Raw genomic sequence first — 26,658 nt, 5'->3', positions numbered from 1 at the left:
CCGCCAGTATCCCACCTACGCTGGCGCCGTGGCTGCGACCCCGCTCGACGCCGCCCGCGCCTGGGCGGAGTTCACGGACCCCGCCGAGCCCGGTCAGCGGCTGCGGGTCGACCTCACCTGGCTGACCTCGCGGTGGCGCTGCCTCTTCCTCGACGGCTGCCCCGGGATCGACGCGGACGAGCCGGACGCCGGGTGCTGCACCCTGGGCGCGCACCTCACCGACGCCGACGACCTCGCCCGGGTCTCGGCCGTGGTCGCGACGCTGGGTCCTGACGAGTGGGAGCTGCGAGACCCCGGGCTCGCGGAGGGGTGGACGGTGGACGACGAGGACGGCGGGGTGGCCACCCGGGTCCTCGACGGGGCGTGCATCCTGCTCAACCGTCCGGGATTCCCGGCCGGGCCGGGCTGCGCGCTGCACCAGCGGGCCGTCGCCGACGGGGTGGCGCCGCTGACGACGAAGCCCGACGTCTGCTGGCAGCTGCCCGTGCGCCGCGCCTACCGCGAGGTCGACCAGCCCGACGGCACGTCCTACCTGGAGGTCACGCTCACCGAGTACGACCGCCGCGCCTGGGGCCCCGGCGGGCACGACCTCGACTGGTACTGCACCAACGAGCCCGCCGCTCACACCGGGGCGGACCCCGTCTACGTCTCCCTGCGCGCCGAGCTCGTCGCGCTGGTCGGGGCACAGGCGTATGCCGTGCTCGCCCGCCTCTGCGCCGACCACCTCGCCGCCGCGGACGCGCTCGCCGCCGCCCGGGCCGGCCCGGCTGGTGCCGCGGGCGGCGCGGTGCCGGTCGGACCCGCTGGGCGGGAGCTGCTGCCGCTCCTGGTCCACCCGGCCACGGCCGGTCGCCGCACGACCGCCGGCTGAGCGCGGCCGCCGCGCGCCACCGCCGCACGTGCGACGGCCCCTCACGGGCGGGTGGGGTTGCCCACCGCGCCGACCGCGGGAGTGTCGGTGGCGCGGCATACTCTCGGGCACGTGGCGAGCAGAGCAGCGAACAGGCCGACCTACCGGTGCGGCGAGTGCGGCTGGACCGCGGTGAAGTGGGTCGGCCGGTGCGGGGAGTGCCAGGCGTGGGGCACCGTCGCGGAGGCGGGTGCCCCCGCGGCCGCGCGGACGACCGCCGTGCAGCCGGCGCGTCCCGCGGTGCCGATCGCCGACGTCGACGCCCAGACGGCGCGGGCACGACCGACGGGCGTCGGGGAGTTCGACCGGGTGCTCGGCGGCGGGATCGTGCCCGGTGCCGTCGTGCTGATGGCGGGGGAGCCGGGGATCGGCAAGTCGACCCTGGCGCTCGACGTGGCGGCGCGGGCGGCGCGGGCGGGGTCCTCGGTCCTCTACGTCTCCGGCGAGGAGTCGGCGGCGCAGGTCAAGCTGCGGGCCGAGCGGATCGGCGCCGTCGCCGACACCCTCTTCCTCGCGGCGGAGACCGACCTCGCCACCGTGCTCGGGCAGATCGAGCTGGTCGACCCGGCGCTGGTGATCGTCGACAGCGTCCAGACGATCGCCTCGGCGGACGTGGACGGCGCTCCGGGCAACGTCGGCCAGGTCCGAGAGGTGGCCTCCGCCCTCATCCAGTCCGCGAAGCGCCGGGGCACCGCCGCCGTGCTCATCGGGCACGTCACCAAGGACGGCTCGATCGCCGGGCCTCGCGTCCTGGAGCACCTGGTCGACGTCGTCGTCCAGTTCGAGGGCGAGCGCCACTCACGGCTGCGTCTCGTGCGCGCGGTCAAGAACCGGTTCGGTCCGACCGACGAGGTCGGCTGCTTCGACCTCGGCGACGCGGGGATCGTCGGCCTGCCCGACCCCAGCGGCCTGTTCCTCACCAGCCGCGACCGTCCGGTGCCGGGCACCTGCGTCACCGTCACGCTGGAGGGGCGGCGCCCGCTCGTCGCGGAGCTGCAGGCGCTGGTCAGCGAGGCCGCCGCGGGCTCGCCCCGGCGCACGACGAGCGGTCTCGACCCGTCCCGGCTGGCCATGGTGCTCGCGGTCCTCGGACAGCGGGCCGGCGTCCCCCTGAGCAGGCACGACTGCTACGCCGCGACGGTGGGCGGCGTCCGGCTCGGCGAGCCCGCCGCCGACCTCGGCCTGGCCCTCGCGCTGACCTCGGCGCTGCTCGACCTCCCCCTCCCGACGGGCACCGTCGCCCTCGGCGAGGTCGGTCTCGCCGGCGACCTCCGACCGGTCACCGGGCTGCCGCGGCGGCTCACCGAGGCGGCGCGGATCGGTTTCACCGAGGCGGTGGTCCCGGCCGGGTCGCTCACCGAGGGTGCCCCCCCGGCCGGCATGCGCGTCCACGAGGTCGCGACCCTCGCGGACGCGGTGGCGCTGGTCCTCACCGCCGCCCGGGCGGGCGCGCGGCCGGAGGCCCTGCTCGCCGACTGAGCGGCTCCGCAGGTCACGATGCTGTAAAGAGTCGAGCGCCCATGACGTGGTGAACGTCCTGTGCACCTACTATCCGTGCAGGGACGCGGCGCGCAGGAGTGGATGGGACCCCTGCGCCCGGCGTCCACGGACCAGGAGGGCGAGGACACCGTGGCAGAGCGCACCGACGAGGACATCCTGCGTGCCACGCTCGCCGCGGTCGCGCCCGGGACCGACCTGCGGGACGGGCTCGAGCGCATCCTGCGCGGGGGCACCGGCGCGCTCATCGTGCTCGGCAGCGACCGGACGGTCGAGTCGATCAGCAGCGGCGGCTTCCAGCTCGACGTCGACTTCTCGGCCACCCGGCTGCGCGAGCTGGCCAAGATGGACGGCGCCATCATCCTGAACCGCGAGGGGACCCACATCCTGCGCGCCGCCACCCAGCTGGTCCCCGACCCCTCCATCGAGACGCGCGAGAGCGGCACCCGGCACCGGACCGCCGAGCGGGTCGCCAAGCAGACGCGCATGCCGGTCATCTCGGTGAGCCAGTCGATGTCCATCGTCGCGCTCTACGTCGGGGGCCTGCGGCACGTCCTCGAGGCCCGGGCCCAGATCCTGGCCCAGGCCAACCAGGCGTTGCAGACGCTCGAGCGCTACCGCGCCCGCCTCGACGAGGTCACCAACAACCTGTCGGCCCTCGAGATCGAGGACCTCGTCACCATCCGCGAGGTCGCCTCGGTGCTCCAGCGCCTGGAGATGGTGCGACGCATCAGCGCCGAGATCGAGCAGTACGTCGTCGAGCTCGGCGTCGACGGCCGCCTCGTCGGTCTCCAGCTGGAGGAGCTGACCGGCGGCATCGGTCGCGACCGCGAGCTGGTCATCCGTGACTACGCCTCGGACGGCGACAGCTCCTACGACCCCGCCGCGGTGCTGGAGGCCCTCGCGGACCTGGACAGCGCCGAGCTCCTCGACCTCCCGGCGGTGGCGCGGTGCATGGGCATCACGATCATCGGCGACGGCATGGACCACCACAGCCTCAGCCCCTCCGGCTACCGGCTCCTGCACCGCATCCCCCGCCTCCCGGGAGCGATCGTCGACCGTCTCGTCGACCACTTCGGCAGCTTCCAGGCCCTCCTCTCCGCGGGGCTGGACGACCTGATGGAGGTCGACGGGGTCGGCGAGGCCCGGGCGCGGGCCGTGCGCGAGGGGCTCTCCCGCCTCGCCGAGGCCTCGATCCTGGAGCGCTACTCCTAGTGCCCGCACCCGAGCTGCTGCACACCCCCGTCCTGGAGTGGTATGCCGCCAGCCGGCGCGACCTCCCCTGGCGCCGCCCGCAGCGCTCGCCGTGGGAGGTGCTGGTCTCCGAGGTCATGCTCCAGCAGACCCCGGTCGTCCGGGTGCTCCCGGTCTGGGAGCGGTGGATGACGTTGTGGCCCACCCCTTCCCGCCTGGCCGACGCGTCACCCGGGGAGGCCGTGCGGGAGTGGGGACGCCTCGGCTACCCCCGACGGGCGCTGCGGCTGCACGCGGCCGCCGTCGCGATCCGCGACCTCCACGGCGGCCGGGTGCCCGAGGACGAGGCGACGCTGCGCACCCTGCCCGGCATCGGTGAGTACACGGCGGCGGCGGTGGCGGCCTTCGCCTTCGGCGCACGCGCGACGGTCGTCGACACCAACGTGCGACGGGTGCACGCCCGCGCCGTCACCGGGACCGCCCTGCCCGCACCCTCGCTCACCCGTGCCGAGGTGGACCTCGCCACCTCGTTGCTCCCCGAGGACGACGCCGAGGCCGCGACCTGGAACGTCGCGGTCATGGAGCTCGGCGCGCTGGTGTGCACCGCGCGCGCGCCCCGCTGCCCGGCCTGCCCGGTCGCCGACCGGTGCGCCTGGCGGCTGGCCGGGTCGCCCGCCCACCAGGGACCCCCACGCCGGGGACAGGCGTGGGAGGGCACGGACCGGCAGTGCCGCGGTCGCATGGTCCAGCTGCTCCGCGACGCGGACGGGCCGGTCGACGGCGCCCGCCTGCGGGCGGTGTGGCCGGACGAGGGCCAGCGCGACCGGTGCCTCGACGCGCTCGTCGCCGACGGGCTGGTGGAACCGCTCGCGGGCGACCGCTACCGGCTGCCGGCCTGAGACCACCCCGCCCGTCCTGCCTCAGCCGCGCCGGTCCCGGAGTCGCTTGCGCGCCTGCGAGACGCCGGCCGCGACGGCCCGGCGACCGCGCTGGACGCGCGGGAGGAGCCGGGCCAGCACGGCATACATCGCCCGGTTGTGGACGATGTCGACCTCGCCGATGAGCTCGGTGACGCCGTCCGCCTTGCAGAAGGCCCGCTTGAAGACGTACAGGCCGTCGGAGCTGTCCAGGGCGAAGACGCCGCCCATGTCGTAGGACTCGGCGCCGTTCTCCAGGCCCCACACCATGAGGTCGTGGTTCATCACCTGGTTGGGGCCGAGGTTGCGCTTCACGTCGTTGGAGCCGGCGTAGAGGTAGTAGAGCTTGCCGTAGTAGTCGACGGTGACCGACGAGGCGAGGGTGTCCTCCTCGTGCCGCACGTGCTGGACGCGCATCCGCGGGCCGAACGCCTCGCGCAGGCGGTGGAAGTAGGGCAGCTCACGGGCGGTGATCTCGTTGCGCCGCGCCATGTAGCTGTAGATCTCGTGGAAGGTGCGCAGGTCCTCGTCGCTCTCCCCCGAGACGCTGTAGAGCCCCTTCTTCTTCCCGCTGCGCACCCGGTTGCGGGCGCCGCCGTCGTACTTCTTCAGCAGCGCCTCCTCGTCGAGCGGCTGCCCGTCCTCGCCCCGGAGGTGGACGACCATGGTGTAGCGCGGCTGGACGAGATCGTCCTTGCCCGCCCCGACGTTCTTGACCACCCACCCCTGCTGGGCGCGCAGCCAGGAGTCCAGCCCGGCGTCGAAGCGCACCTCCGGGTCGATCCGCAGCATGATCGCGCGGTACCTGCGCACGAGCGGGTCCGCCTCGGCCAGCACCCGCAGCACCATCGCCCTGTCGTCCCAGTCGACCAGCGGCCCGCGGGGCGCGTAGAGCACCGAGAAGCCGCCCGGGAGGCGTCGCACCAGCACGGTCATCGCGGCGACGATCTCGCCGTCCTCCTCGACGTAGACCGCCTCCTGGCCCCAGTCGTCCTTGACGATCCCCCAGCGGAGGTCCTGGGTCAGCGCCCGGTGCGGGTGGGACTGCACGAACGTGGAGTAGCGGTCGACGGCGGCGGCGTCGGTCAGGTCGAGGACAGGCACGGCCCCTACGCTACCCGGCACTAAGGTGGCGCCCATGCCCCTGACGTTCCTCAGCTCCCCGTCCGCGGCCGAGTGGGACGCCCGCATCGCGGCGACCCCGAACGGGGGGAACGTCTACCAGAGTCACGCGCTGGGCCAGGTCAAGCGGATGGCGCGGTGGACACCCAGGTATGCCGTGTCCGCGGGCCGGGTGGGCGGGGGCGCCGACGGCGCCGAGGGCGCCGAGGGCGCCGAGGGTGTCGCGATGACGATCCACAGCAAGCGGGCGCCGGGCTTCGGGACGGTCTGGTACCTGCCCAAGGGTCCGTGCGTGGACGACGTCGAGGCCCTGCGCCCGCTCGTCGACCAGCTGCGTGAGGCGGCCCGCGAGGAGGGCGTCCTGTTCGTGCGCATCGAGCCCGAGATCCGCGAGACGCCCGAGGCGCTGGCCGCGCTGGAGACGATGGGTCTGGTCCGCACCGACCCCGTCCAGCCGCACTCCTCCACGGTGATCTTCGCCCTGCCGGGGTCGGAGGAGGAGTTGCTCGCGGCATACCCCTCCAAGACCCGCAACATGGTGCGCCGGGCGCTGCGCGACGGTGTCGTGGTCGAGCGCGCACCCGACAGCGAGGAGACCTACGAGCAGATGTGGACGATCTGGCAGGCCGTGGTGCGCGACCAGGGCCTCGGGGTCCGGGGCAGGGACTACTTCGTGGAGTCGTGGCGCACGATGGTGCGTGGCGGGGTCGCGCAGCCGGTCGTGGCGCGCGTCGACGGAGAGATGGTCGCGTGGGCGCTGGTCACCGTGATCGGCGAGGTCGCGGCCTACAAGGAGGGCGCCAGCCTGCGCGAGCGCCCGGTGCCGGGCGCCAGCCAGCTCCTCCAGTACGAGGGGATGCGGTGGGCGATCGAGCGCGGCGCCCGCACCTACGACCTCGTCGGCACCCCGCACTCGACCCGGCTCGACGACAAGGACGACCTGCGCCACGGGCTGGGGATCTTCAAGCGCGGGTTCAGCAAGGAGGTCACCGACTGGGTCGGGGCCTGGGACATCGTGCTGCGTCCCCGCAGGTATGCCGTGTGGCGGCGGATCGGGCAGCGCGTCGTCACCCGCGTTCAGCGTCGGGAGCCGGGCGACGCCTTCTTCTGAGGACTTCTGAGCACGTGGCGTCGGTCAGTAGAAGAGCGGGTTCCTCCCCCGCGTGAGCCGGCTGTAGACGCGCAGGCCCAGCTGGTCCCAGGCCGCCGTGCGCCGCGGGTCCAGCACCAGGCGCACGGTCCCCACGGTGTCGCTGACCTCGGCCCCGAACGCGGTCTTGAACTGCACGAGCCCGTGCAGCTGGTGCGTGGTGTCCTCCAGGAGCCAGCTCGGCGGCATACCGAAGAGGTCGTAGGTGGTGGCGCCGCGCTCCTTGCACCAGCGCATCGCCTCCCACTGGACGCGGTACTGCAGCCCGTTGGCCGCCGGCGTCCGCACCGACCCCCCGTCGCGGTAGTAGCCGTGGTCGCGGTGCTGCCAGATGTAGGCGCCCGCCTCCGGGTCGGCGACCTCCTCCGAGGAGGACGCCAGGATGACGTGCCCCTGCCCCAGGTCGCGGTAGAGCCGCCATGCCTTGAGGTAGTAGTCCTTGGGCCGCAGCGGGAGGCCGGCCCGCTCGACGGTCGGCGCGTAGAGCGTCCAGAACGCCTCGATGGCGTCGTCGTCGGTGCGGTGCTCGACGACGGCGTCCCCGGCCTTGCGGATGGAGCGGCGCGCTCGCTGCCGGAAGGAGGCGAGCAGCTCCTCCTCGCCGGGGGTGAGGTCGATGAAGACGGTGTGGTTGCCCTGCTGGAGGTAGATGAAGTCCTCGAGCCCCGGCGTGGTGGCCAGCAGCTCCTGGCGCGTCTGCGGGCCCTCCGCGGGGATGGCGGGCTCCATGATCACCGCGAACGCGCCGGAGGACCGCAGGTCCTCGCAGACCGCCCGCAGGTGGTCGGGGTCGGTGACGCGCGGACCCATCGGCGCGTACCAGAGCTGCCCGAAGGGGGGCACCTTCTTGACGAGGTAGAGGACCGGCAGGTCGGGGAACCCGGCGAGCTCGTGCACCATCTGACGGTGGCCCCAGGAGGCCGACTTGACCTCGGCGTAGGGCGCGAGCTGCATGAGGTCGACCCCGCCGGGGGCGGCCCACACCAGGTCGTCCCAGCGGGCCAGCTCGTCGGGGTCGGCGTCGCGCAGCGTCATGGCGGCCACCCTAGCCGCGACCCGGGTGGCCGCGGACCAGGCGGGTCGCGCCCGGGACGGTCCGGCCCCGTCCGCACGCGCGGACGGGGCGCCCCGCGTTCGCGGTGCGCCCCGTCCGGGCCGTGCTCGTTGTCTCCGCCGTCGGCGCTCAGCCGGCCTGCGAGCCGGGCTCCTCGCCGGACGCCGCGGCGGCTGCCTCGACCGGCAGGGTGTCCGGCACCTCGATCGGCTTGTCCGACCCGGCGAAGGTGAAGACCAGGTCGCCGGTGCGGCCGTCGCCCTTGGTGTCCTCGACGTCCACGACGACGATCTGGCCGGGGCCGATCTCGCCGAAGAGGATCTTCTCGGACAGCTGGTCCTCGATCTCGCGCTGGATCGCACGGCGCAGCGGCCGGGCGCCCAGGACGGGGTCGTAGCCGCGCTTGGCCAGGAGGTCCTTGGCGGCCGAGGTCAGCTCGATCGCCATGTCCTTGTCCTTGAGACGCTCGTCGAGGCGGGCGACCATGAGGTCCACGATCTGGACGATCTCGGCCTGCGTCAGCTGCGGGAAGACGATCGTGTCGTCGACGCGGTTGAGGAACTCGGGCCGGAAGTGCTGCTTGAGCTCGTCGATGACCTTGTTCTTCATCCGGTCGTAGCTGCTCTGGGTGTCCGGTCCGGCCGAGAAGCCGAGCGAGACGCCCTTGGCGATGTCGCGGGTGCCGAGGTTGGTCGTCATGATGATGACGGTGTTCTTGAAGTCGACCACCCGGCCCTGGCTGTCGGTCAGCCGACCGTCCTCCAGGATCTGCAGCAGGCTGTTGAAGATGTCCGGGTGCGCCTTCTCCACCTCGTCGAAGAGCACGACGGAGAACGGCTTGCGGCGCACCTTCTCGGTGAGCTGGCCGCCCTCCTCGTAGCCGACGTACCCGGGGGGCGAGCCGAACATCCGCGAGACGGTGTGCTTCTCGGAGTACTCGGACATGTCCAGCGTGATGAGAGCGTCCTCGTCGCCGAAGAGGAACTCCGCGAGCGCCTTGGCGAGCTCGGTCTTGCCGACACCGGTGGGCCCGGCGAAGATGAACGAGCCACCGGGGCGGCGCGGGTCCTTCAGGCCGGCACGGGTGCGGCGGATGGCCTGCGACAACGCCTTGATGGCGTCGTTCATGCCGATGATCCGCTTGTGCAGCTCGTCCTCCATGTGGAGCAGCCGGCTCGACTCCTCCTCGGTGAGCTTGAAGACCGGGATGCCGGTGGCTGCGGCGAGGACCTCGGCGATCAGCTCCTCGTCGACCTCGGAGACGACGTCGAGGTCACCGTTCTTCCACTCCTTCTCCCGCTCGGCGCGCGCCTGGGTGAGCTTGTGCTCCTCGTCGCGCAGCCGGGCCGCCTTCTCGAAGTCCTGCGCGTCGATCGCGGACTCCTTCTCCCTCTTGGCGTGGGCGATCTTGTCGTCGAACTCGCGCAGGTCCGGCGGGGCCGTCATCCGGCGGATGCGCAGCCGCGCGCCCGCCTCGTCGATGAGGTCGATCGCCTTGTCCGGGAGGAAGCGGTCGTTGATGTAGCGGTCGGCCATGCTCGCCGCGGCGACGAGCGCCCCGTCGGTGATCGAGACCCGGTGGTGCGCCTCGTAGCGGTCGCGCAGACCCTTGAGGATCTCGATGGCGTGCTTGAGCGTGGGCTCGGCCACCTGGATCGGCTGGAAGCGGCGCTCCAGCGCGGCGTCCTTCTCGATGTGCTTGCGGTACTCGTCGAGCGTCGTCGCGCCGATCGTCTGCAGCTCGCCACGGGCCAGCATCGGCTTGAGGATGCTCGCCGCGTCGATGGCCCCCTCCGCGGCACCGGCCCCGACGAGGGTGTGGATCTCGTCGATGAACAGGATGATGTCGCCGCGGGTGCGGATCTCCTTGAGGACCTTCTTCAGCCGCTCCTCGAAGTCGCCGCGGTAGCGGCTGCCGGCCACGAGCGCGCCGAGGTCGAGGGTGTACAGCTGCTTGTCCTTGAGCGTCTCGGGAACCTCGCCGCGGACGATGTCCTGGGCCAGGCCCTCGACGACGGCGGTCTTGCCGACGCCGGGCTCGCCGATCAGCACCGGGTTGTTCTTGGTGCGGCGGGACAGGATCTGCATGACCCGCTCGATCTCGGCGGTGCGCCCGATGACCGGGTCGAGCTTGCCCTCGCGCGCGGCCTGCGTCAGGTTGCGGCCGAACTGGTCGAGCACGAGCGAGCCGGCCTGCTGGCCCTCGGCGCCCCCGGAGGGGCCGACGCCGGCGGCGGCGGTCTCCTTGCCCTGGTAGCCGGAGAGGAGCTGGATGACCTGCTGGCGGACGCGGTTGAGGTCGGCGCCGAGCTTGACGAGCACCTGGGCGGCGACGCCCTCGCCCTCGCGGATCAGGCCGAGCAGCAGGTGCTCGGTCCCGATGTAGTTGTGCCCCAGCTGAAGGCCCTCGCGGAGCGAGAGCTCGAGCACCTTCTTGGCCCGGGGCGTGAAGGGGATGTGCCCGGTCGGGCTCTGCTGACCCTGGCCGATGATCTCCTGCACCTGCTGGCGCACGGCGTCGAGGGAGATGCCGAGGGACTCGAGCGCCTTGGCGGCGACGCCCTCACCCTCGTGGATCAGACCCAGCAGCAGGTGCTCGGTCCCGATGTAGTTGTGGTTGAGCAGTCGCGCCTCCTCCTGCGCGAGCACCACCACCCGCCTGGCGCGGTCGGTGAACCGTTCGAACATGCCTCACACTCCCTACTGTCGCAGCTGACGGTGCAGCCGGTCGTGGCACGCGGTCGGTGGGCCAACCACCCGTCGCGGGCGTGCTTCCACTCTACGTTGCGTCTGCCTGCCTCAACGCGTCCGTCCGCCGATCGTGTTCCGCAGGTATGCCGTGTTCGCCCCAGGCGAAATCGTGCGCCTCTCCCCGGGGCCGGCGCCCAGCGGCACCGCCTAGCATGTGCGCCCATGCGCGCGCCCCTCCTCCTCCCGCTCACGGCCGCCCTGGCCCTCACCCTCGCCTCCTGCACCTCCGAGGACCCGGCGACCGGGACCCCGTCGGCGACGCAGGACGCGGCCGTGACGAGCGACGACGGGCTGGAGGGTGGTGCCGGGGTCAACGGGTGGCTGTGCCAGTACGTCAGCCCCTCGGCGACCGCGGCGGCGGCCGGCGGCACCGCGGTGACCCCGCGCGAGCGGATCGTCCAGGACGACGAGGACAGCTGGGTCTGCGAGGTGCTGACCGGCGGGGCCGGCGAGCAGGAGCCTGTGATCCGGCTCTCGATCCTCCTCGGCGAGGAGGCGCGGGAGCAGGCGCGGCAGCGCGCCGAGGCGGCCGACGGCGTCGAGCCCGGACCCGACTACCTCGGCCTGTCCTTCATCTCCCCCGGCCTGGTCACCGGCCTCACCAGCTGCACCGAACCCGGCGCGGAGAACCGCAGCCAGCAGGTGCCCTACTCGCTGGTCGGCGAGGCCCTCGGGGTGGTCGACGACGAGACGACCGAGGACCTGCGCTCGGCGCTGACCACGGCGGCCCGCAACCTTGACCAGGCCGTGGGCTGCACCCCGTCCCAGGCGATCGCGGACATGGACGGCGGGTCGGCCACCACGGCTCCCTGAGGCCGGCCCGGCGAGCGGGGCACCCGCCCCGGCCGCGCCCCGCTCAGCCGGCCTTCTTCTCGGCCGCCTTCTTCGTCGCGGACGTGCGCTTGGTCGCGGTCTTGCGTGCCGGCGCCGTCTTGGCCGCGGTCTTCCTCGCCGCCGTCCGCTTCGGGGCCGGCTTCTCCTCCGGCTCCTCCGGCTCGTCCGCGTCGTCCTGGGACGGCGCCGCCGCCTCGCCCCGTCCCTTCTTCGCGCGGTCGACCGAGCGCTGCAGCGCCGCGAGCAGGTCCACGACCTCGCCGGAGTCGGCCTCCTCCTCGCGGTCCGGGCTCTCGGTGACGTCACCGCCCTCGATCTTCTGCCGCACCAGCGCCTCGACGGCCTCCTTGAAGTCGTCGACGTGCCCGGCGGGTTCGAAGTCCCCGGCCATCGACTCGACGAGCATCCGGGCCATCGCGATCTCGGCCTTCTTCGGCTCGCTGACGTCGTCCAGGTGGTCCAGGCGCGCGGAGTCGCGGACCTCGTCGGGCCACAGCAGGGTCTGCAGGACGATGACGCCCTCCACGACGCGCAGCACCGCCATCGTCATCCGGCTGCGCAGCGACACGGTGACCACCGCCACCCGCTCCGACTCGCGCAGCGCCTCGCGGAGCAGCCCGTACGCCTTCGCGCCCATCGCGTCCGGCTCGATGTAGTAGGCCTTGTCGTAGAGGATCGGGTCGATCTGGTCGATCGGCACGAAGCTCTCGACGGCGATCTCCTTGCTGGACCGGCTCGGGAGCGAGGCCATGTCCTCGTCGGTGAGGATGACCGTCTTGCCGTCCTCGGTCTCGTAGGCCTTGGCGATCTCCTTGTAGGGAACCTCCTCCCCGTCCGCCTGGGCGACGCGCTTGTACTTGATGCGGCTCCCGTCGCTGCGTCTGACCTGGTGGAAGCTCAGGTCGTGGTTCTCGGTCGCGGAGTACAGCCGCACGGGCACGTTGACGAGGCCGAAGCTGACGGCGCCCTTCCAGATCGCTCTCACGCCTATCAGGATGGACCCATGCGCCCCATGCTCGCCACCCCCGGCGATCCTCGGACCGGTCCGCCGCGCGGTCCGGCGTGGGCGCACGAGATCAAGTGGGACGGGATCCGGCTGCTGGCGGACGTCGGCGACGGGAGGCTCCGGCTGCTCACCCGCGGCGGACGCGACATCGCCGCGGCCTTCCCCGAGCTCGCCGGGCTCGGCGCGGTCGCCGACGATCTCCTGCTCGACGGGGAGGCCGTCACCATGGTCGGTGGGCGGCCCTCCTTCGGCCGGGTGGTCGAGCGGGTGCACACCGCCTCCGCGGCCGCGGCCGCCCACCTCGCGCGCACCGCGCCAGCCACCTACGTCGCTTTCGACCTGCTCCGCCTCGACGGTATGCCGCTCACCACCCTGCCCTGGTCCGCGCGCCGCGCCGCCCTGGAGGACCTGCTGCGGGAGGTGCCTCGTACCCAGGTCTCGCCGGTCTTCGACGACGGCGCCCAGCTGCTGGCCGCGACCGCCGAGCAGGGCCTCGAGGGCGTGGTCAGCAAGCGGAGGAGCTCCGCCTACGCCGAGGGGGTGCGCTCCTCCGACTGGCTCAAGTTCCCCCACCGCGACACGATGAGCGTCGTGGTCGGGGGGTGGCGCCCGCAGACGGGCACCGCGAGCCGGCTCGGGGCCGTGCACGTCGGCCTCCCCGGCACCGACGAGGAGGGTATGCCGTTGCGCGACGACGCGGGCCGGTTCCGGCTGACCTACGTGGGCCGGGTGGGCAGCGGCCTGGCCGGACGGGCGGGCGAGGCCCTGGCGGCGGTGCTGGCCGAGGTGCCGCGCGCGGCATACCCGTTCACCGCGGACATCCCGCGGCCCGAGGCGGCCGGGTCCACCTGGCTCGAGCCGCGCGTCGTCATCGACGTCGCCTCCCTCGGCATCACGCCCGGCGAGGGGCGCCTGCGGCAGCCGAGCTACCAGGGAGTGCGGGGCGACCTCACGCCGCTGGACCTCCTGGAGCTGTCGTGACCAGCAGCCGCACCGCCGTGAGCGTCGCGGGCCGCACGCTGCACGTGAGCAACCTGGACAAGGTCCTCTACCCGGCGACGGGGACGACCAAGGGCGAGGTCCTGACCTACTACGTCACCCACGCGGACCAGATCCTGCCCGAGCTGGCGGACCGACCGGTGACGAGGATCCGGTGGCCGGAGGGCGTCGAGAAGGACCACTTCTTCGAGAAGAACCTGCCCCCGGGCGCACCGGACTGGCTGCCGCGGGTGACGGTGCCGACGCCCGGCTCCTCGCGCGGCCGCGACACGCTCACCTTCCCCCTGGTGACGGACCTCGCGGCGCTGGTCTACCTCGTCAACCTGGGCAGCCTGGAGCTGCACGTGCCGCAGTGGCGCGTCGGCGGGGACGGCACCCCGCTCCCTCCCGACCGGATGGTCGTCGACCTCGACCCGGGACCCGGCGCGGGGCTGCACGAGTGCGCCGTCGTCGCGCTGATGGTGCGCGAGCGGCTCGAGGCCGTCGGCCTGCCCACCCGTCCGGTGACCAGCGGCTCGAAGGGGATGCAGCTCTACGGCGAGCTCGAGGGGACGCGGACCTCGGACGAGGTGAGCACGGTCGCCAGGGCGCTGGCCGAGCAGCTCGAGACGGAGCACCCCGGGCTGGTGACCGCGCGGATGACGAAGGCGCTGCGGCCCGGCAAGGTGTTCCTGGACTGGAGCCAGAACAACGGCGCGAAGACGACGATCTGCCCCTGGTCGCTGCGCGGCCGCACCCGGCCCCAGGTGGCGCTGCCCCGGACGTGGGAGGAGGTCGGGGCCGCGGCCGCGGGGGAGGCGGAGCTGGTGCAGGTGACGATCGGGGAGGTGTGACCCCGCCGGCACGGGTGTGCCCGGCTGTCGTGCCGCAGGCGTCGCCAGGGCGTTCGTGGTGTCACGACAGCGGCGACGGTCGGTCCAGCGCCTCCCGGTAGCGCCGCACGACGAGGGCGGCGAGGGCGGGGTGGGTCCCGAGGGGGCCGGTGGCGACGCGCCCCAGGTCGAGGGCGGCGGCGTGGGCGCGGTCGAGGAAGTGACCGGGCGCGAGCAGGTGCGCGGCGAGCGCGACCCGGTGGCAGCCCACCTCGCGCAGGCTGCTCACCTCCGACGCCGGCCGTGGACCGGGACCCGAGAGGTATGCCGTCCGCGTCGGCACCCCGAGGCGCTCCCCCAGCAGGTCCGCGACCAGGGCCACCTCGGCGCGGGCGCTGTCCACGCTCGACCCCGCCGCGGTGACGACCACGCCGTCGGCGTCGGGCAGGACCTCGAGCACCCGGTCCGCGAGCGCGTCCACCACCTCCGGCTCGACGCCCAGGGCGGGCGTCACGAGGGCGCCGGCGACCTCGGCGACGGCGCCCGGGACGTCCTGGCGCACGTGGTAGCCCGAGGCGAGGAAGTAGGGGACGACGACCGGACCAGCCCCGGCCGACCCCTCGGACGCGAGGACCTCCTCCAGCGTCGGCCCGCAGACGTCGACGTAGCCGACGGCGTGGGCGACCCCCAGCTCGGCCGCGGCCGCCGCGGCGCACCCCTCCACGACCTTCCTGCCCTCCCCGCTCGCGGTGCCGTGGGCCGCGACGACGAGCGGACGGCGGCTCACGGGGCAGCCACGCCGACGGGGTCGCCCGGACGGGAGGCCTCAGCCTCGCGACCCCTCCGCAGCACGCGCCTCGCCGCGACGCCGACGACCAGGAGCACGGTGGCCGTCAGCACGACGGCCCGGGCGACGGTGGACGGCGTACCCGGGACGCCCAGGACGTCGAGGACCGGGCCGAGGTTGAGGTTGAGGATCATCGACCCGACGGCCACGCCCAGGACCTGGGCCGGCAGGCGGCCGGCCAGGGTCGCCGCCACCGGGGCCGCGAGGACCCCCCCGGCCATCAGCGCCACGATCGTCCCCAGGTGCAGCCCGGACAGGCCGAGCCCGAGGAGGAACCCGACGCTGGCGCACACGGTGACGACGAACTCCGACGCGGACACCGACCCGATGACGCGGCGCGGCGTGGTCGGACCGGTGCTGAGCAGGGTGGAGGTGACGACGGGCCCCCACCCGCCGCCCCCGGTCGCGTTGACGAAGCCGCCGACCAGCCCGAGCGGCCCGAGGAACCGGCGGCTGCGCGTCCACGGGCGCTCCCGCACCCCCGCGAGCGGCGGGCGGGTGAGGAAGCGCAGCACGACCGCGACGCCGAGCAGCAGGAGCAGGACGGCCATCACCGGGCGGGCGGCGTCGGTGGACAGCGAGGACAGCAGGGTGGCGCCGAGCAGTCCCCCGATCCCGCCCGGCAGCGCGAGGCGCCGCACGATCGCCCAGTCGACGTTGCCGGCGCGCCAGTGGCTCGCGCCCGAGGACAGCGTGGTCCCCAGCTGGGCCAGGTTGACCGAGGCGCTGGCCAGGGCCGGGGCCAGCCCGGTGGCGAGCAGCAGGGACGCGGACGTCACGCCGTAGCCCATCCCCAGGGAGCCGTCGACGAGCTGGGCCCCGAACCCGGCGAGCGCGATGAGCAGGAGGTGCGTCACGCGACCGCTCCCCGCACGGTCACCGGGTCGGGCGCACCGGCCCCGCCATGCGCCTCGGTGACCCAGTCGTGCGCGAGGCGCACGACGTCACCGACGACGACCACGGCGGGCGAGGCGACCCCCACCAGCTCGGCCCGCTCCGCGATGTCGGCGAGCGTGCCGAGCGTCACCCGCTGGTCCGGCGTCCAGCCACGCTCGACGATGCCGACGGGGCAGCCGGCCGGGCGCCCGCCCGCCACGAGCAGCTCGGCGGTCCGGCGCAGGGTCGCGACGCCCATGAGGAGCACCAGGGTGTGGTCGGTGCCGGGGGGCAGCGTCGGGACGTCCTCGTGGCCGGTCACCACGGTGAACCCCCTGGCCACCCCGCGGTGCGTCACCGGGATGCCGGCCGCTGCGGGGACCGACACGGCGCTGGTGATGCCGGGCACCACCTCCACCCGGACCCCGGCCCGCTCGCAGGCCAGACGCTCCTCGCCGCCCCGGCCGAGGACGTAGGGGTCGCCGCCCTTGAACCGCACCACGCCGCGGCCGGCCAGCGCCTCCTCGACGAGGAGCCGGTTGATCTCCTCCTGCGGCACCGGGTGGTGCCCGGACGTCTTGCCGACGTCGACGACCCGCACGCCCTCGGGTAGCCCGGCCAGCACCCCGGTCGGCACCAGCCGGTCGGTGACGACCACGTCGGCGGCGGCGAGCAGTGTGGACGCCCGGCGGGTGAGCAGACCGTCGTCACCGGGCCCGGCGCCCACCAGGGCGACCCAGCCGGTCGCGCTCCCCCTCCGCGCACCCCGGGGCAGGCCGCGGGCGCGCCGCGCACGCAGGTCCGCCACCCCCGAGCCCACGTGCTCGACGACGGAGGTGCGCACCGCCGCCGCCCGCCGCGGGTCACCGCCGGCGTGGACGGCCACGCGGACCGGTCCGTCGGGGGTGCGCACCTCGCCGCGGGCGGGCACCTGGGCGCTGCCCGCGCCGGCCGCGCCGGCGTTGACGCAGAAGGTGCGCTGCGCCTCCGCGTCGGCGGCGACCTGCGCGTCGACGACGGGGTCACCGGTCGCCGTGTGCACGAGCCAGGCCCCGGCCAGGTCCGGGGCACCGAGGTAGCCACGGTCCACCCAGCCGACCCGCCCGGCCGCCACGAGCTCGGCCAGCTCGGGCACGAGGTCGGGCGCGACGACGGTGACCACGCCGCCGTCGTCGAGCAGGTCGCGGGCTCGGCGGGCGGTCACCGCACCGCCGCCCACCAGGACGACCGCGCGGCCCTCGAGCACCAGCCCGAGCAGCGTGACGGCCACGGTCAGACCCTCAGCCCGGCGCCGACCAGGCCTGCGGCCAGGGTGGTGCCGTCGTGCGGATCGATGACCAGCAGACTGCCGCCGTCGCGGGAGCGGGCGTAGTCCTCCAGCGGCAGCGGCTCCGCGAGCGCGAGGGAGACGCTGACGAGGTCGTTCAGCCCCGCCCCTCCTGCGCCCACGGGGGTGACGAGCATCGCCGCGACGTCGAGCCGGTCGTGCAGCGCCGCGACCCTGGCCCGGACCGTGCGCGTGCCGTGCTTGAGAAGCACCCGCGCGCCGGGGAGGAGGGGCTGCTCGGCGAGCCAGCAGAGCACCGCCTCCGTCGCCTGCACGGACAGCGGTGCGTCCTGCGCCGCGGCGATGAGGTCGCCGCGGGAGATGTCGAGCTGGTCGGCCAGCCGCAGGGTGACCGACAGCGGTGCCTCGGCCTGCCGGACGCTGCGCCCCCCGTGGTCGATCCCGACCACCGTCGTGCGCCGCCCCGACGAGGCCACGACCACCTCGTCGCCGACGGCGACCGCGCCGGAGGCGACGTGACCGGCATACCCCCGGTAGTCGACGTGGGCGGGGTCGACCGCGCCGTGCTGCGGGCGGATGACCAGCTGGACCGGGAAGCGCAGGACGGCCGAGGGCTCCTGGGTGGCGGTCGGCAGGTTCTCCAGGAGCTCCAGGAGCGTCGGCCCGGCGTACCAGGGCGTGCGCACCGAGCGTTCCACGACGTTGTCGCCGAGCAGGGCGGAGACGGGGACCACCCGCACGTCGTCCAGCCCGAGGACGGGCGCCAGCGCGTCCACGTCGGCGGAGACCGCTGCGTGCACGGACTCCGCGTCCCCGACGAGGTCGATCTTGTTGAGCGCGACGATGACGTGCGGGGCGCGGAGCAGCCCGACCACGGCGAGGTGGCGGCGGGTCTGCTCGACGACCCCGTGGCGGGCGTCGACGAGGACGACGACGACGTCAGCGGTCGAGGCGCCGGTCACCGTGTTCCGGGTGTACTGCACGTGGCCGGGGCAGTCGGCCAGGATGAACGACCTGCGGGCGGTGGCGAAGTAGCGGTAGGCGACGTCGATCGTGATGCCCTGCTCGCGCTCGGCGCGCAGGCCGTCGGTCAGCAGCGCCAGGTCGGCCAGCTCGCCGGTCCAGCCGCGGCGGCGGGAGGCCTGCTCGACGGCTGCCATCTGGTCGGCGAGGACCGACCTGGTGTCGTGCAGCAGCCGCCCGACGAGCGTGGACTTGCCGTCGTCGACGGAGCCCGCGGTCGCCAGCCGCAGCAGGCCGGGGGTGCGCGCCGCCCCGGCCAGGTGCTCGGCCAGGTCCCCGGTCGGGTGCTCGGTCACGGTGCTCATCAGAAGTACCCCTCCTTCTTGCGGTCCTCCATGGCGGCCTCGGAGAGGCGGTCGTCGGCACGGGTCGCGCCACGCTCGGTGACGGTCGTCGCGGCGACCTCGGCGATGACCGCGGACACGTCGGCGGCGTCCGAGAGCACCGCACCGGTGCACGACATGTCGCCGACGGTGCGGTAGCGGACGGTGCGCGTGGTCACCGTCTCGCCCGGCCGGGGCGCGGTCCACGGACCGGGGGTGAGGAGCATCCCGTCGCGCTCGAAGACCTCCCGCTCGTGGGCGTAGTAGAGGTCGGGCAGCCCGATGCCCTCGCGGGCGACGTAGCGCCACACGTCGAGCTCGGTCCAGTTGCTCAGCGGGAAGACCCGCACGTGCTCGCCGGGGCGGTGACGGGTGTTGTAGAGGCGCCACAGCTCCGGGCGCTGGTTCTTGGGGTCCCACTGGCCGAACGCGTCGCGCAGGCTGATGACCCGCTCCTTGGCCCGCGCCTTGTCCTCGTCGCGCCGGCCGCCGCCGAAGACGCCGTCGAAGCGGTGGGTCTCGATCGCGTCCAGCAGGGGCAGGGTCTGCAGCGGGTTGCGCGTGCCGTCGGCGCGCTCGCGCAGCCTCCCGTCGTCCAGGTAGTCCTGCACGCTGGCGACGACCAGCTCGACCCCGAGCCGCTCCACCGTCGTGTCGCGGAAGGCCAGGACCTCCGGGAAGTTGTGGCCGGTGTCGACGTGCAGCACCGGGAACGGCACCCGAGCCGGCCACAGCGCCTTCGCGGCCAGGTGGAGCATCACCACCGAGTCCTTGCCGCCGGAGAAGAGCAGCACCGGCCGCTCGAGCTCGGCGACCACCTCCCGGATGATGTGGACGGCCTCGCTCTCCAGCGCGTCGAGCAGGTCGGGCGCCGGCGCGGGCGCCTGGTGGTGGGCCGTGCTCCGGTCGCGGGTCAGCGTGGTCATCGCGTCTCCTCGGTGGTCGGGGTGGGGAGGAGGGTGGGGGTGGCGGGCGAGCCGGGGTGGAGGCCGCACTCGGTCTTGGCGGACCCGGCCCACCGGCCCGCGCGCGGGTCCTCCCCCGGCGCCACCGCCCGGGTGCACGGTCGGCACCCGATCGACGGGTAGCCCTGCGCCAGAAGAGGGTTGGACGGCAGGAGGTGCCGCTCGGAGTAGGCGAGGAGCTCCTCGAAGGTCCAGGCGGCCAGGGGGTTGATCTTCACCAGGCCGAACGTCTCGTCCCAGGTGACCAGAGGCGTGCCGGCTCGCGTCGGCCCCTCCTCGCGCCGCACCCCGGTGACCCAGGCGTCGTACCCGGAGAGGGCGTCCCGCAGTGGCTCCACCTTGCGCAGTCGGCAGCAGGCGCCGGGGTCCCGGGCGAAGAGGTCGGGGCCGTGGGCCGTGTCCTGCTCGGCGACCGACAGCTGCGGCCGCACGTCGACCACGGTGACGTCCAGCAGGTCGGCGACCCGGTCGCGCGTGGCCACGGTCTCCGGGAAGTGGTAGCCCGTGTCGAGGAAGAGGACGTCGACGCCCGGGACGTGCTCGGCGACCAGGTGGGGCAGCACGGCGTCGGCCATGCTGCACGCGACGGCGAGGCGGCGGCCGAACCGCCCGGCCGCCCAGGCGAGGACGGCGTCGGCGTCGGCGTCGGCGAACCGGTCCTGCGCCTCGAGCGCGACGTCGCGCAGCCGACCGGCCCGCACCTCGTCCGTGGTGGCGACGCTCACGTCAGGTCCTCCTCGTCGGCACGGTGCGCCCAGGTGGCGAACGCCTCGCCCGGCACGCGCTGCGCGGCGTAGCTGCGCACCACCCGTTCCACGTAGTCGGGCAGCTCCTCGGCGGTGACCTTGAGCCCGCGGACCGTGCGACCCAGACCGGCCTCCTCGTCGCGGTCGGCGGAGGCGAGCCCGCCCCCGAGGTGCACCTGGAAGCCGGGCACCTGCTCCCCGTCCACGGTGACGATCTGGCCCTTGAGGCCGATGTCGGCGGTCTGGATGCGGGCGCACGAGTTCGGGCAGCCGTTGACGTGCAGGGAGATCGGCCCGTCGAGCAGCGGCTCGACCTCGGCCAGCCGGTCCTCCAGGGTGGCGATGGCGCGCGCGGCGGTCTCCTTCGTCTCCACGATCGCGAGCTTGCAGAACTCGATCCCGGTGCACGCCATCGTGGAGCGGCGGAAGAGGCTGGGTCGCGCCGTCAGGCCGAGGGGCGCCAGGCCGGCGAGGAGCTCCTCGACCCGCTCGGCGGGCACCCCGAGCACGACGAGCTTCTGGAAGGCGGTGAGCCGCACGCCGTCGGCGCCCACGCGCTCGACCAGGTCCGCCAGGCCGCGCAGGGTGCTCCCGCCGACCCGCCCGACCGTGGGGGCCGCCCCGACGTAGAAGCGGCCGTCCTTCTGGGCGTGCACACCCACGTGGTCGCCGGAGGTGGTGGGGACCGCGGGGGCCGGTCCGTCGGGCAGGCGGTAGCCGAGGTACTCCGTCTCGAGCACCTCGCGGAACCGCTCCGCGCCCCACTCGGCCAGCAGGAACTTCAGGCGCGCCTTGTTGCGCAGGCGCCGGAAGCCGTAGTCCCGGAAGACCTGGATGACGCCGTGCCAGACGTCGGCGGCCTGCTCCGGCGGCACGAACGCCCCGAGCCGCTCGGCCAGCCGCGGCGCGGTCGAGAGCGCGCCGCCGACCCACAGGTCGTACCCGGGGCCCAGCTCGGGGTGCACGACCCCGACGAGGGACACGTCGTTGATCTCGTGGACGACGTCGAGGCTCGGGTGGCCGGTGATGGCGCTCTTGAACTTGCGGGGCAGGTTGGCCAGCTCGGGGTCACCGACGAAGCGGCGTGTGATCTCCTCGATGACCGGGGTGGGGTCGATGATCTCGTCGGCCGCGACGCCGGCCACCGGGCTGCCGAGGAAGCCGCGCGGGGTGTCGCCGCAGGCCTCGGTCGTCTGCAGCCCCACCGCCTCGAGCCGCCGCCAGATCTCGGGCACGTCCTCGATGCGGACCCAGTGGTACTGGATGTTCTGGCGGTCGCTGATGTCGGCGGTCCCGCGTGCGAGGTCGGTGGAGATGTCGCCCAGCACCCGCAGCTCCCGCGGCCCGAGCAGGGCACCGTCCGTGCGCACCCGGAGCATGAAGTAGCGGTCCTCGAGCTCGTGGGGCTCGAGCTGGGCGGTCCGGCCGCCGTCGATCCCCGGCCGGCGCTGGGTGTAGAGACCCCACCAGCGGAACCGGCCGTGGAGGTCGTCGGTCGGGATGGAGTCGAACCCGTCCCGGGCGTAGACGGTCTCGATCCGCTCGCGGACGTTGAGACCGTTGTCCTGCGCCTTGAAGCGCTCGTTGTCGTTCAGCGCCTCCGGGCCGTCGACGGCCCACTGGCCCTGGGACCTGGTCGAGCGGGACGGGCGGACGCGCGGCGGCGTGGGGGCATGGACGGTCATGGACCTCTCCTGGGGGACGGCCACGGGGTATGCCGTGGCGCCGGTCGCGCGGCGGTGCGTCACACCGCGACGAGCGGGTTGCGGGACGAGGGTGCGGGGTTCAGCGGCAGGAGCGCATCAGCATGCTGCTGACGCGCGAGAGGTCCAGCTCGTAGCACCGCGTGAGGCGGCGGCCCCGGGAATCCATGCGCCCATCATGCACCCTTATCGGTCTGGGAACAAATCGTTACCTGACACGGCCCGACAGACGACGGCGGGCCGGCTCCCCGAAGGGATCCGGCCCGCCGTCGGCGCGTGGTCGCGCGGGCGTCAGTGCGCCGCGGCGTACGCGTCCTGGAGCTCCTGCGGCACGCGGCCGCGCGAGCTCACCTTGTAACCGTTCTCCCGGCCCCACTCACGGACGCGGGCCAGCTCCTCGGACTTGGCCGATGCCGAGCCCGTGCCGGAGCCAGAGCCTGAGCCTGAGGACTGGCGGCGACGGGTCTGGCGCCGCCCACCTGCCCGTCGGGCGTCGGCGATCCACACCGCGAGGTCGTTGCGGAGGCGAGAGGCGTTCTCGTCGTTGACGTCGATCTCGTAGCTCACGCCGTCGAGGGAGAACTCCACCGTCTCCGTGGCCTCGCCACCGGTCACGTCGTCCTCGAGAACAACCTGGACACGCTGCACCATAGTCTCTCCACTTCTTTGTCTGTCCCGATACCACTACAGGGATAGTGGTGATCTAAAGCGTAGCCGACGTTCGGCCCGGCGAGAAGAATCGGGGGGGGGAGTTTCGCCGAAGGGGATTACCCGGCCGAATTCATCGGCTTGTCCCGCTCGCCGGACTCGCCGGACTTGTCGGCCATCTCCGCGTCCCGTTCCGCCTCCCACCTGCGCAACGCGGCGCGCTCACGACGGTCCCCCTCGACGATGTGCTTGAGGATGACCCAGAAGAGGAAGAGCAGCCCGATGGAGGGGAGCAGCGCGGCCAGGATCATCCAGCCCTCGGTGAGGATCTCCACGGTCTCAGGCCTCCGGCTTGAGCAGGGGGAAGAGGATCGTCTCGCGGATGCCGGCGCCGGTGAGCAGCATGACGAGCCGGTCGATGCCCATGCCCGTGCCTCCCATGGGCGGGGCGCCGTACTCCAGGGCCCGCAGGAAGTCCTCGTCGAGCTGCATGGCCGCGGGGTCGCCACCGGCCGCGAGGGCGGCCTGCGCGGTGAGCCGCTCGCGCTGGATCACCGGGTCGACGAGCTCGGTGTAGCTGGGCGCCAGCTCGACGCCGCCGATGATGAGGTCCCACGCCTCGACGAGGCCGGGGTGGTCCCGGTGGCGACGGGCGAGGGGACGGACCGACTCGGGATAGTCGCAGACGAAGGTGGGCTGGATCAGGGTCTCCTCGACCAGCTGCTCGAAGATCTCGAGAATGATCTCCCCGGCGTCCCATCCCGGCTGCAGGGCGACGTCGTGACTTTCCGCCGACCGCCGAAGTCGGGCGATGTTCTCGGCGTCCTCCTGGGCCACGACCTGCTCGCCGACCGCTTCCGAGACGGCGTCGAGGATGGGCAGCCAGCGCCATTCACCGGCGAGGTCGATCTCGCGGCCCCGGTAATCGGTGACCGTCGTGCCGACGCCGGTCGCCTCGGCGGCATTGAGAATGATCGACCGCGTGCGATCGGCGGCGGTGAACTGGTCCCCGTAGGCCTCGTAGAACTCCAGCTCGGTGAATTCCGCCGAGTGGGTGGAGTCGATCCCCTCGTTGCGGAAGACGCGACCGATCTCGTAGACCTTCTCGATCCCTCCGACCACGGCCTTCTTCAGGGCGATCTCCGTGTACGCCCGCAGGTACATGTCGATGTCGAAGGCGTTGAGATGGGTCGAGAACGGGTGGGCCGCGCCACCGTGGATCGTGGACAGGATGGGGGTCTCGACCTCGACGAACCCGAGCTCGTCCAGGGTGGCGCGGACCGAGCGCAGGACGGTGGCCTTGGTGCGCACCATCCGCCTGGCCTCGTCGCGGACGATCAGGTCCACGTAGCGCTGCCGCACCCGCTGCTCCTCCGAGAGGTCCTTGTGCAGGACCGGGAGCGGGCGCAGGGCCTTGGAGACCATCTGCCAGGACGACGCCATCACCGACAGCTCGCCCCGACGCGAGCAGATGACCCTGCCGTGGACGAACACGTGGTCGCCGAGGTCGACGAGCGCCTTCCACCGGTCCAGGGCCTCCTGGCCGACCTCGGCCAGCGAGAGCATCGCCTGGAGCCGGGTGCCGTCCCCCGACTGGAGGGTGGCGAAGCAGAGCTTGCCGGTGTTGCGGACGAAGACCACGCGCCCCGCGACCCCGACCTCGTCCTGGGTCTCCTCCCCCGTCGCCAGGGTTGCCCAGCCCTCGCGCACCTGCCCGATCGTGTGGGTGGTGGGCACCCCGACGACGTACGCCTCCCCGTCGGCCAGCAGCGCCTCGCGCTTGGCACGGCGGACCTTCATCTGCTCGGGAAGGTCGGCCTCGGGGGTGGGGTGGGGGGACGCGTCACTCACCCCAACAGGGTATCCGCCGCGCCCGTGCCCCCCGACCGCCCGACCGGTCCGCACGGTCAGAAGAGTGCGGCACCGCGTTCGAGGTCGAGCAGCTGCTGCTTGCGCGCCACCCCTCCGCCGTACCCGGTGATGGCGCCGTCGGAGCCGACGACCCGGTGGCACGGGACGACGATGGACACGGGGTTGCGGCCGTTGGCGAGGCCGACGGCCCGGGAGGCGCCGGGCTGACCGAGCGCCACGGCGAGCTGGCCGTAGGACCAGGTGCGTCCGTAGGGGATGGTGCGCAGCAGGGCCCACACCCGCCGCTGGAAGTCCGTGCCCACCGCCGTCACCGGCAGGTCGAAGTCCTGGCGCTCCCCCCGGAAGTACTCCTCGAGCTGGACCGCCGCGTTTCGGAGCACCGGGGGCGCCTGGGTCAGAGGGGTGTCGGGGCCGAGGTCCCCCGGCGCGTGCCGGTGCTCCTCGAAGAAGACCCCGGTCAGGTTCGTCCCGTCGCTGACGAGGGCGAGCGGCCCGACCGGCGAGTCGACGGTCACGCGGGTGTGCTTCATGGCATCTCCTGGGTGGGGCGGTCGGGAAGCCTCGTCACGGCGTGGTCGCCGGAGGCCCACAGCAGCTGGACGGCGTAGGAGCGCCAGGGGCGCCACCGCTCCGCCCGGGACAGGAGCGCCCGGGGGGCGGTCGGCAGCCCCAGCGCACCGGCCACGACGCGGACCCCGAGGTCGGTCGCGGGAAAGGCGTCGGGGTCGCCGAGCCCGCGGAGCGCCACCATCTCGGTCGTCCACGGACCGACGCCGGGCAGCGCGAGCAGGTCCGCGCGCGCCTGCTCCCACGACGACCCCGGCCCGAGGTCCAGACCGGCCCCGGCGAGCGCGCCGGCGACGGTGAGGAGCGTCCGTCGTCGGCTGGAGGGCAGGCCCGGGAGCTGGTCCTCGTCGGCTCCGGCGATCGCCTCCGCGGTCGGGAAGAGGTGCGTCGGTCCACCGTCCATCAGCAGCGGGGAAGGGAGGGGACGGCCGAACCTGCCCACCAGCCGGGCCGTGTGCGTGGCGGCGGCAGCCGTCGAGACCTGCTGCCCCAGGACCGCCCGGACGAGGAGCTCGGACGCCTCCACGGTGCCGGGCAGCCGGACCCCGGGGCGGGCCCGGACCAGGGGCTCCAGCCGGGGGTCGCCGGCCAGGTGCGCGTCGACCGCCTCGGGGTCGGCGTCGAGGTCCAGCAGCCGGCGCACCCGCTGGATCGCCGCGGGCAGGTCTCGCACGTCCTCCAGCCACAGCTCGGTCCCGACGTGCCGCTCGCCCTCCTCGGGCGGCGTCAGCCGCACGACGCCGCTGCCGTGGGGCAGCGCCAGGCTGCGCGCGAGGCGACCCGACCGCCAGACCTCCAGGCCCGGGACGGCGGTGGCGGCCAGGTGGCCGAAGAGGCTCACCGCGTGCAGCGGCGGGCGGAAGGGCAGCCGGAGCTGCAGCACGACGACGGGTCGCTCGACCGCGCCCTGCCCGGTCACCCCGGGCGCCCCGCGCACCCCCGACGGGACGGGCCGCTCCCCCCGACGGGCAGCGGCGCGCAGCTCGGTGGGCGTGGCGGCGTAGACGGCGCGCACCGTGTCGTTGAACGAGCGGATGCTGGAGAAGCCGGCCGCGAAGGCGACCTCGGCCATCGGCAGCCCGCTGCTCTCCAGGAGCACCCGGGCCGTCCGCGCCCGCTGCGCACGGGCCAGCGCGAGCGGCCCGGCGCCGAGCTCGGCGCTCACCAGCCGCTCGACCTGGCGGGTGGAGTAGCCCAGTCGCGCGGCCAGGCCCCCGACCCCCTCGCGCTCGACCACCCCGTCGGCGACGAGCCGCACGGCTCGGGCCACCACGTCGCCGCGGACGTGCCACTCTGGGGAGCCGGGCGTCGCGTCGGGGCGGCAGCGACGGCAGGCGCGGTAGCCGTCGGCCTGGGCCGCGGCCGCCGAGCGGTAGAACCGCATGTTGACCACCTTGGGGGTGACCGCCGGGCAGCTGGGCCGGCAGTAGATGCGGGTGCTGCGCACGGCGGTCACGAACCACCCGTCGAAGCGGGGGTCCCGGCTCCGCACGACCGCCGAGCAGCGGTCGTGGTCGAGGTGGAAGGTGGAGACGCTCACGACGTCCATCCTGC

Annotated in this window: 24 protein-coding genes; 8 read left to right on the top strand and 16 right to left on the bottom strand. The window is 73.9% G+C overall.

The window, feature by feature from the left end:
- Nucleotides 1-28 precede the first annotated feature (28 nt).
- The 4 genes from D4B81_RS03980 to D4B81_RS03965 all read left to right on the top strand — a co-directional run bounded on the left by D4B81_RS03980 (nt 29) and on the right by D4B81_RS03965 (nt 4,500).
- Nucleotides 29-871: a DUF3109 family protein gene (locus D4B81_RS03980; RefSeq protein WP_122261203.1), complete on the top strand. Its 843-nt coding sequence runs from the start codon at nt 29-31 to the stop codon at nt 869-871.
- Between the two features lie 111 nt (nt 872-982).
- Nucleotides 983-2,389, top strand: a complete 1,407-nt coding sequence (gene radA / locus D4B81_RS03975; RefSeq protein WP_122261202.1) for a DNA repair protein RadA — start codon at nt 983-985, stop codon at nt 2,387-2,389.
- Nucleotides 2,390-2,491: 102 nt separating this feature from the next.
- Nucleotides 2,492-3,622, top strand: a complete 1,131-nt coding sequence (gene disA / locus D4B81_RS03970; RefSeq protein WP_122261416.1) for a DNA integrity scanning diadenylate cyclase DisA — start codon at nt 2,492-2,494, stop codon at nt 3,620-3,622.
- Entirely contained in the window at nt 3,622-4,500 is an 879-nt protein-coding gene (locus D4B81_RS03965; protein WP_122261201.1) for an HhH-GPD family protein, read from the top strand. Before disA ends, D4B81_RS03965 begins: the two co-directional genes overlap by 1 nt.
- Nucleotides 4,501-4,521: 21 nt before the next feature.
- Here D4B81_RS03965 and D4B81_RS03960 read toward each other — a convergent pair whose 3' ends face one another.
- Nucleotides 4,522-5,622, bottom strand: coding sequence for a lipid II:glycine glycyltransferase FemX (locus tag D4B81_RS03960; RefSeq protein WP_161964980.1), 1,101 nt, complete (start codon nt 5,620-5,622; stop codon nt 4,522-4,524).
- A gap of 34 nt (nt 5,623-5,656) precedes the next feature.
- On the opposite strand from D4B81_RS03960, the gene D4B81_RS03955 reads away from it, so the two are divergent.
- A complete protein-coding gene (locus D4B81_RS03955) occupies nt 5,657-6,751 on the top strand; it encodes a lipid II:glycine glycyltransferase FemX (protein WP_122261415.1) in 1,095 nt (364 codons plus the stop codon).
- Nucleotides 6,752-6,775: 24 nt separating this feature from the next.
- Here the strand turns inward: D4B81_RS03955 and D4B81_RS03950 are convergent, their stop codons facing one another.
- Both D4B81_RS03950 and D4B81_RS03945 read right to left on the bottom strand, forming a co-directional pair.
- Nucleotides 6,776-7,825 carry a lipid II:glycine glycyltransferase FemX gene (locus D4B81_RS03950; protein WP_122261199.1) on the bottom strand — a complete coding sequence of 350 codons (1,050 nt, stop codon included), beginning with the start codon at nt 7,823-7,825 and terminating at the stop codon, nt 6,776-6,778.
- Between the two features lie 148 nt (nt 7,826-7,973).
- Nucleotides 7,974-10,532, bottom strand: a complete 2,559-nt coding sequence (locus tag D4B81_RS03945) for an ATP-dependent Clp protease ATP-binding subunit (protein ID WP_122261198.1) — start codon at nt 10,530-10,532, stop codon at nt 7,974-7,976.
- Nucleotides 10,533-10,757: 225 nt separating this feature from the next.
- On the opposite strand from D4B81_RS03945, the gene D4B81_RS03940 reads away from it, so the two are divergent.
- Nucleotides 10,758-11,408 carry a hypothetical protein gene (locus D4B81_RS03940; protein WP_122261197.1) on the top strand — a complete coding sequence of 217 codons (651 nt, stop codon included), beginning with the start codon at nt 10,758-10,760 and terminating at the stop codon, nt 11,406-11,408.
- Between the two features lie 43 nt (nt 11,409-11,451).
- On the opposite strand, the gene ku is transcribed toward D4B81_RS03940, so the two are convergent.
- The gene (ku, locus tag D4B81_RS03935; RefSeq protein ID WP_122261196.1) at nt 11,452-12,414 is read right to left on the bottom strand and encodes a non-homologous end joining protein Ku; all 963 of its coding nucleotides are present in this window, start codon (nt 12,412-12,414) and stop codon (nt 11,452-11,454) included.
- Between the two features lie 18 nt (nt 12,415-12,432).
- On the opposite strand from ku, the gene D4B81_RS03930 reads away from it, so the two are divergent.
- A complete protein-coding gene (locus tag D4B81_RS03930) occupies nt 12,433-13,416 on the top strand; it encodes an ATP-dependent DNA ligase (protein ID WP_122261195.1) in 984 nt (327 codons plus the stop codon).
- Complete coding sequence (ligD, locus tag D4B81_RS03925; protein WP_122261194.1) at nt 13,413-14,267, top strand: non-homologous end-joining DNA ligase; 855 nt, start codon at nt 13,413-13,415, stop codon at nt 14,265-14,267. Before D4B81_RS03930 ends, ligD begins: the two co-directional genes overlap by 4 nt.
- 61 nt (nt 14,268-14,328) lie before the next feature.
- Here ligD and D4B81_RS03920 read toward each other — a convergent pair whose 3' ends face one another.
- The 12 genes from D4B81_RS03920 to D4B81_RS03865 form a co-directional block, all read right to left on the bottom strand.
- Nucleotides 14,329-15,033 carry a sirohydrochlorin chelatase gene (locus D4B81_RS03920; protein ID WP_122261193.1) on the bottom strand — a complete coding sequence of 235 codons (705 nt, stop codon included), beginning with the start codon at nt 15,031-15,033 and terminating at the stop codon, nt 14,329-14,331.
- Nucleotides 15,030-15,950, bottom strand: a complete 921-nt coding sequence (locus tag D4B81_RS03915) for a sulfite exporter TauE/SafE family protein (protein WP_122261192.1) — start codon at nt 15,948-15,950, stop codon at nt 15,030-15,032. The genes D4B81_RS03920 and D4B81_RS03915 overlap by 4 nt, the downstream gene beginning before the upstream one ends.
- Nucleotides 15,947-17,245: a uroporphyrinogen-III C-methyltransferase gene (cobA, locus tag D4B81_RS03910; protein WP_122261191.1), complete on the bottom strand. Its 1,299-nt coding sequence runs from the start codon at nt 17,243-17,245 to the stop codon at nt 15,947-15,949. The genes D4B81_RS03915 and cobA overlap by 4 nt, the downstream gene beginning before the upstream one ends.
- Nucleotides 17,242-18,585: a sulfate adenylyltransferase subunit 1 gene (locus tag D4B81_RS03905; protein ID WP_122261190.1), complete on the bottom strand. Its 1,344-nt coding sequence runs from the start codon at nt 18,583-18,585 to the stop codon at nt 17,242-17,244. Before D4B81_RS03905 ends, cobA begins: the two co-directional genes overlap by 4 nt.
- A complete protein-coding gene (gene cysD / locus D4B81_RS03900; RefSeq protein WP_122261189.1) occupies nt 18,585-19,529 on the bottom strand; it encodes a sulfate adenylyltransferase subunit CysD in 945 nt (314 codons plus the stop codon). The genes D4B81_RS03905 and cysD overlap by 1 nt, the downstream gene beginning before the upstream one ends.
- The gene (locus D4B81_RS03895; protein WP_237565828.1) at nt 19,526-20,254 is read right to left on the bottom strand and encodes a phosphoadenylyl-sulfate reductase; all 729 of its coding nucleotides are present in this window, start codon (nt 20,252-20,254) and stop codon (nt 19,526-19,528) included. The genes cysD and D4B81_RS03895 overlap by 4 nt, the downstream gene beginning before the upstream one ends.
- A 35-nt stretch (nt 20,255-20,289) precedes the next feature.
- Nucleotides 20,290-21,999, bottom strand: a complete 1,710-nt coding sequence (locus D4B81_RS03890; RefSeq protein ID WP_122261187.1) for a nitrite/sulfite reductase — start codon at nt 21,997-21,999, stop codon at nt 20,290-20,292.
- A 309-nt stretch (nt 22,000-22,308) separates the two neighbouring features.
- The gene (locus tag D4B81_RS03885) at nt 22,309-22,668 is read right to left on the bottom strand and encodes a histone-like nucleoid-structuring protein Lsr2 (RefSeq protein ID WP_122261186.1); all 360 of its coding nucleotides are present in this window, start codon (nt 22,666-22,668) and stop codon (nt 22,309-22,311) included.
- A gap of 116 nt (nt 22,669-22,784) precedes the next feature.
- Nucleotides 22,785-23,000, bottom strand: a complete 216-nt coding sequence (locus tag D4B81_RS03880; protein WP_337189858.1) for a hypothetical protein — start codon at nt 22,998-23,000, stop codon at nt 22,785-22,787.
- Between the two features lie 4 nt (nt 23,001-23,004).
- Entirely contained in the window at nt 23,005-24,465 is a 1,461-nt protein-coding gene (gene lysS, locus D4B81_RS03875; protein WP_122261413.1) for a lysine--tRNA ligase, read from the bottom strand.
- 107 nt (nt 24,466-24,572) lie between these two features.
- Entirely contained in the window at nt 24,573-25,067 is a 495-nt protein-coding gene (locus tag D4B81_RS03870; RefSeq protein WP_122261185.1) for a methylated-DNA--[protein]-cysteine S-methyltransferase, read from the bottom strand.
- On the bottom strand, nt 25,064-26,644 hold the full coding sequence (locus tag D4B81_RS03865; RefSeq protein ID WP_237565803.1) for a DNA-3-methyladenine glycosylase 2 family protein: 1,581 nt from the start codon (nt 26,642-26,644) through the stop codon (nt 25,064-25,066). The genes D4B81_RS03870 and D4B81_RS03865 overlap by 4 nt, the downstream gene beginning before the upstream one ends.
- Nucleotides 26,645-26,658: the final 14 nt, after the last annotated feature.

The organism is Ornithinimicrobium cerasi (assembly GCF_003702705.1).
In the GTDB taxonomy this organism is placed as follows: domain Bacteria; phylum Actinomycetota; class Actinomycetes; order Actinomycetales; family Dermatophilaceae; genus Ornithinicoccus; species Ornithinicoccus cerasi.
This window is presented reverse-complemented; position numbering and strand designations above follow the sequence as displayed.

Excerpts from the sequence above, each read along its gene's own strand:
- disA (WP_122261416.1), top strand. The coding sequence starts at position 2,492 with ATGGGACCCCTGCGCCCGGCGTCCACGGACCAGGAGGGCGAGGACACC.
- D4B81_RS03955 (WP_122261415.1), top strand. The coding sequence starts at position 5,657 with ATGCCCCTGACGTTCCTCAGCTCCCCGTCCGCGGCCGAGTGGGACGCC.
- D4B81_RS03950 (WP_122261199.1), bottom strand. The coding sequence starts at position 7,825 with ATGACGCTGCGCGACGCCGACCCCGACGAGCTGGCCCGCTGGGACGAC.
- D4B81_RS03945 (WP_122261198.1), bottom strand. The coding sequence starts at position 10,532 with ATGTTCGAACGGTTCACCGACCGCGCCAGGCGGGTGGTGGTGCTCGCG.
- D4B81_RS03940 (WP_122261197.1), top strand. The coding sequence starts at position 10,758 with ATGCGCGCGCCCCTCCTCCTCCCGCTCACGGCCGCCCTGGCCCTCACC.
- D4B81_RS03930 (WP_122261195.1), top strand. The coding sequence starts at position 12,433 with ATGCGCCCCATGCTCGCCACCCCCGGCGATCCTCGGACCGGTCCGCCG.
- D4B81_RS03905 (WP_122261190.1), bottom strand. The coding sequence starts at position 18,585 with ATGAGCACCGTGACCGAGCACCCGACCGGGGACCTGGCCGAGCACCTG.
- cysD (WP_122261189.1), bottom strand. The coding sequence starts at position 19,529 with ATGACCACGCTGACCCGCGACCGGAGCACGGCCCACCACCAGGCGCCC.
- D4B81_RS03890 (WP_122261187.1), bottom strand. The coding sequence starts at position 21,999 with ATGACCGTCCATGCCCCCACGCCGCCGCGCGTCCGCCCGTCCCGCTCG.
- D4B81_RS03885 (WP_122261186.1), bottom strand. The coding sequence starts at position 22,668 with ATGGTGCAGCGTGTCCAGGTTGTTCTCGAGGACGACGTGACCGGTGGC.
- lysS (WP_122261413.1), bottom strand. The coding sequence starts at position 24,465 with ATGAAGGTCCGCCGTGCCAAGCGCGAGGCGCTGCTGGCCGACGGGGAG.
- D4B81_RS03870 (WP_122261185.1), bottom strand. The coding sequence starts at position 25,067 with ATGAAGCACACCCGCGTGACCGTCGACTCGCCGGTCGGGCCGCTCGCC.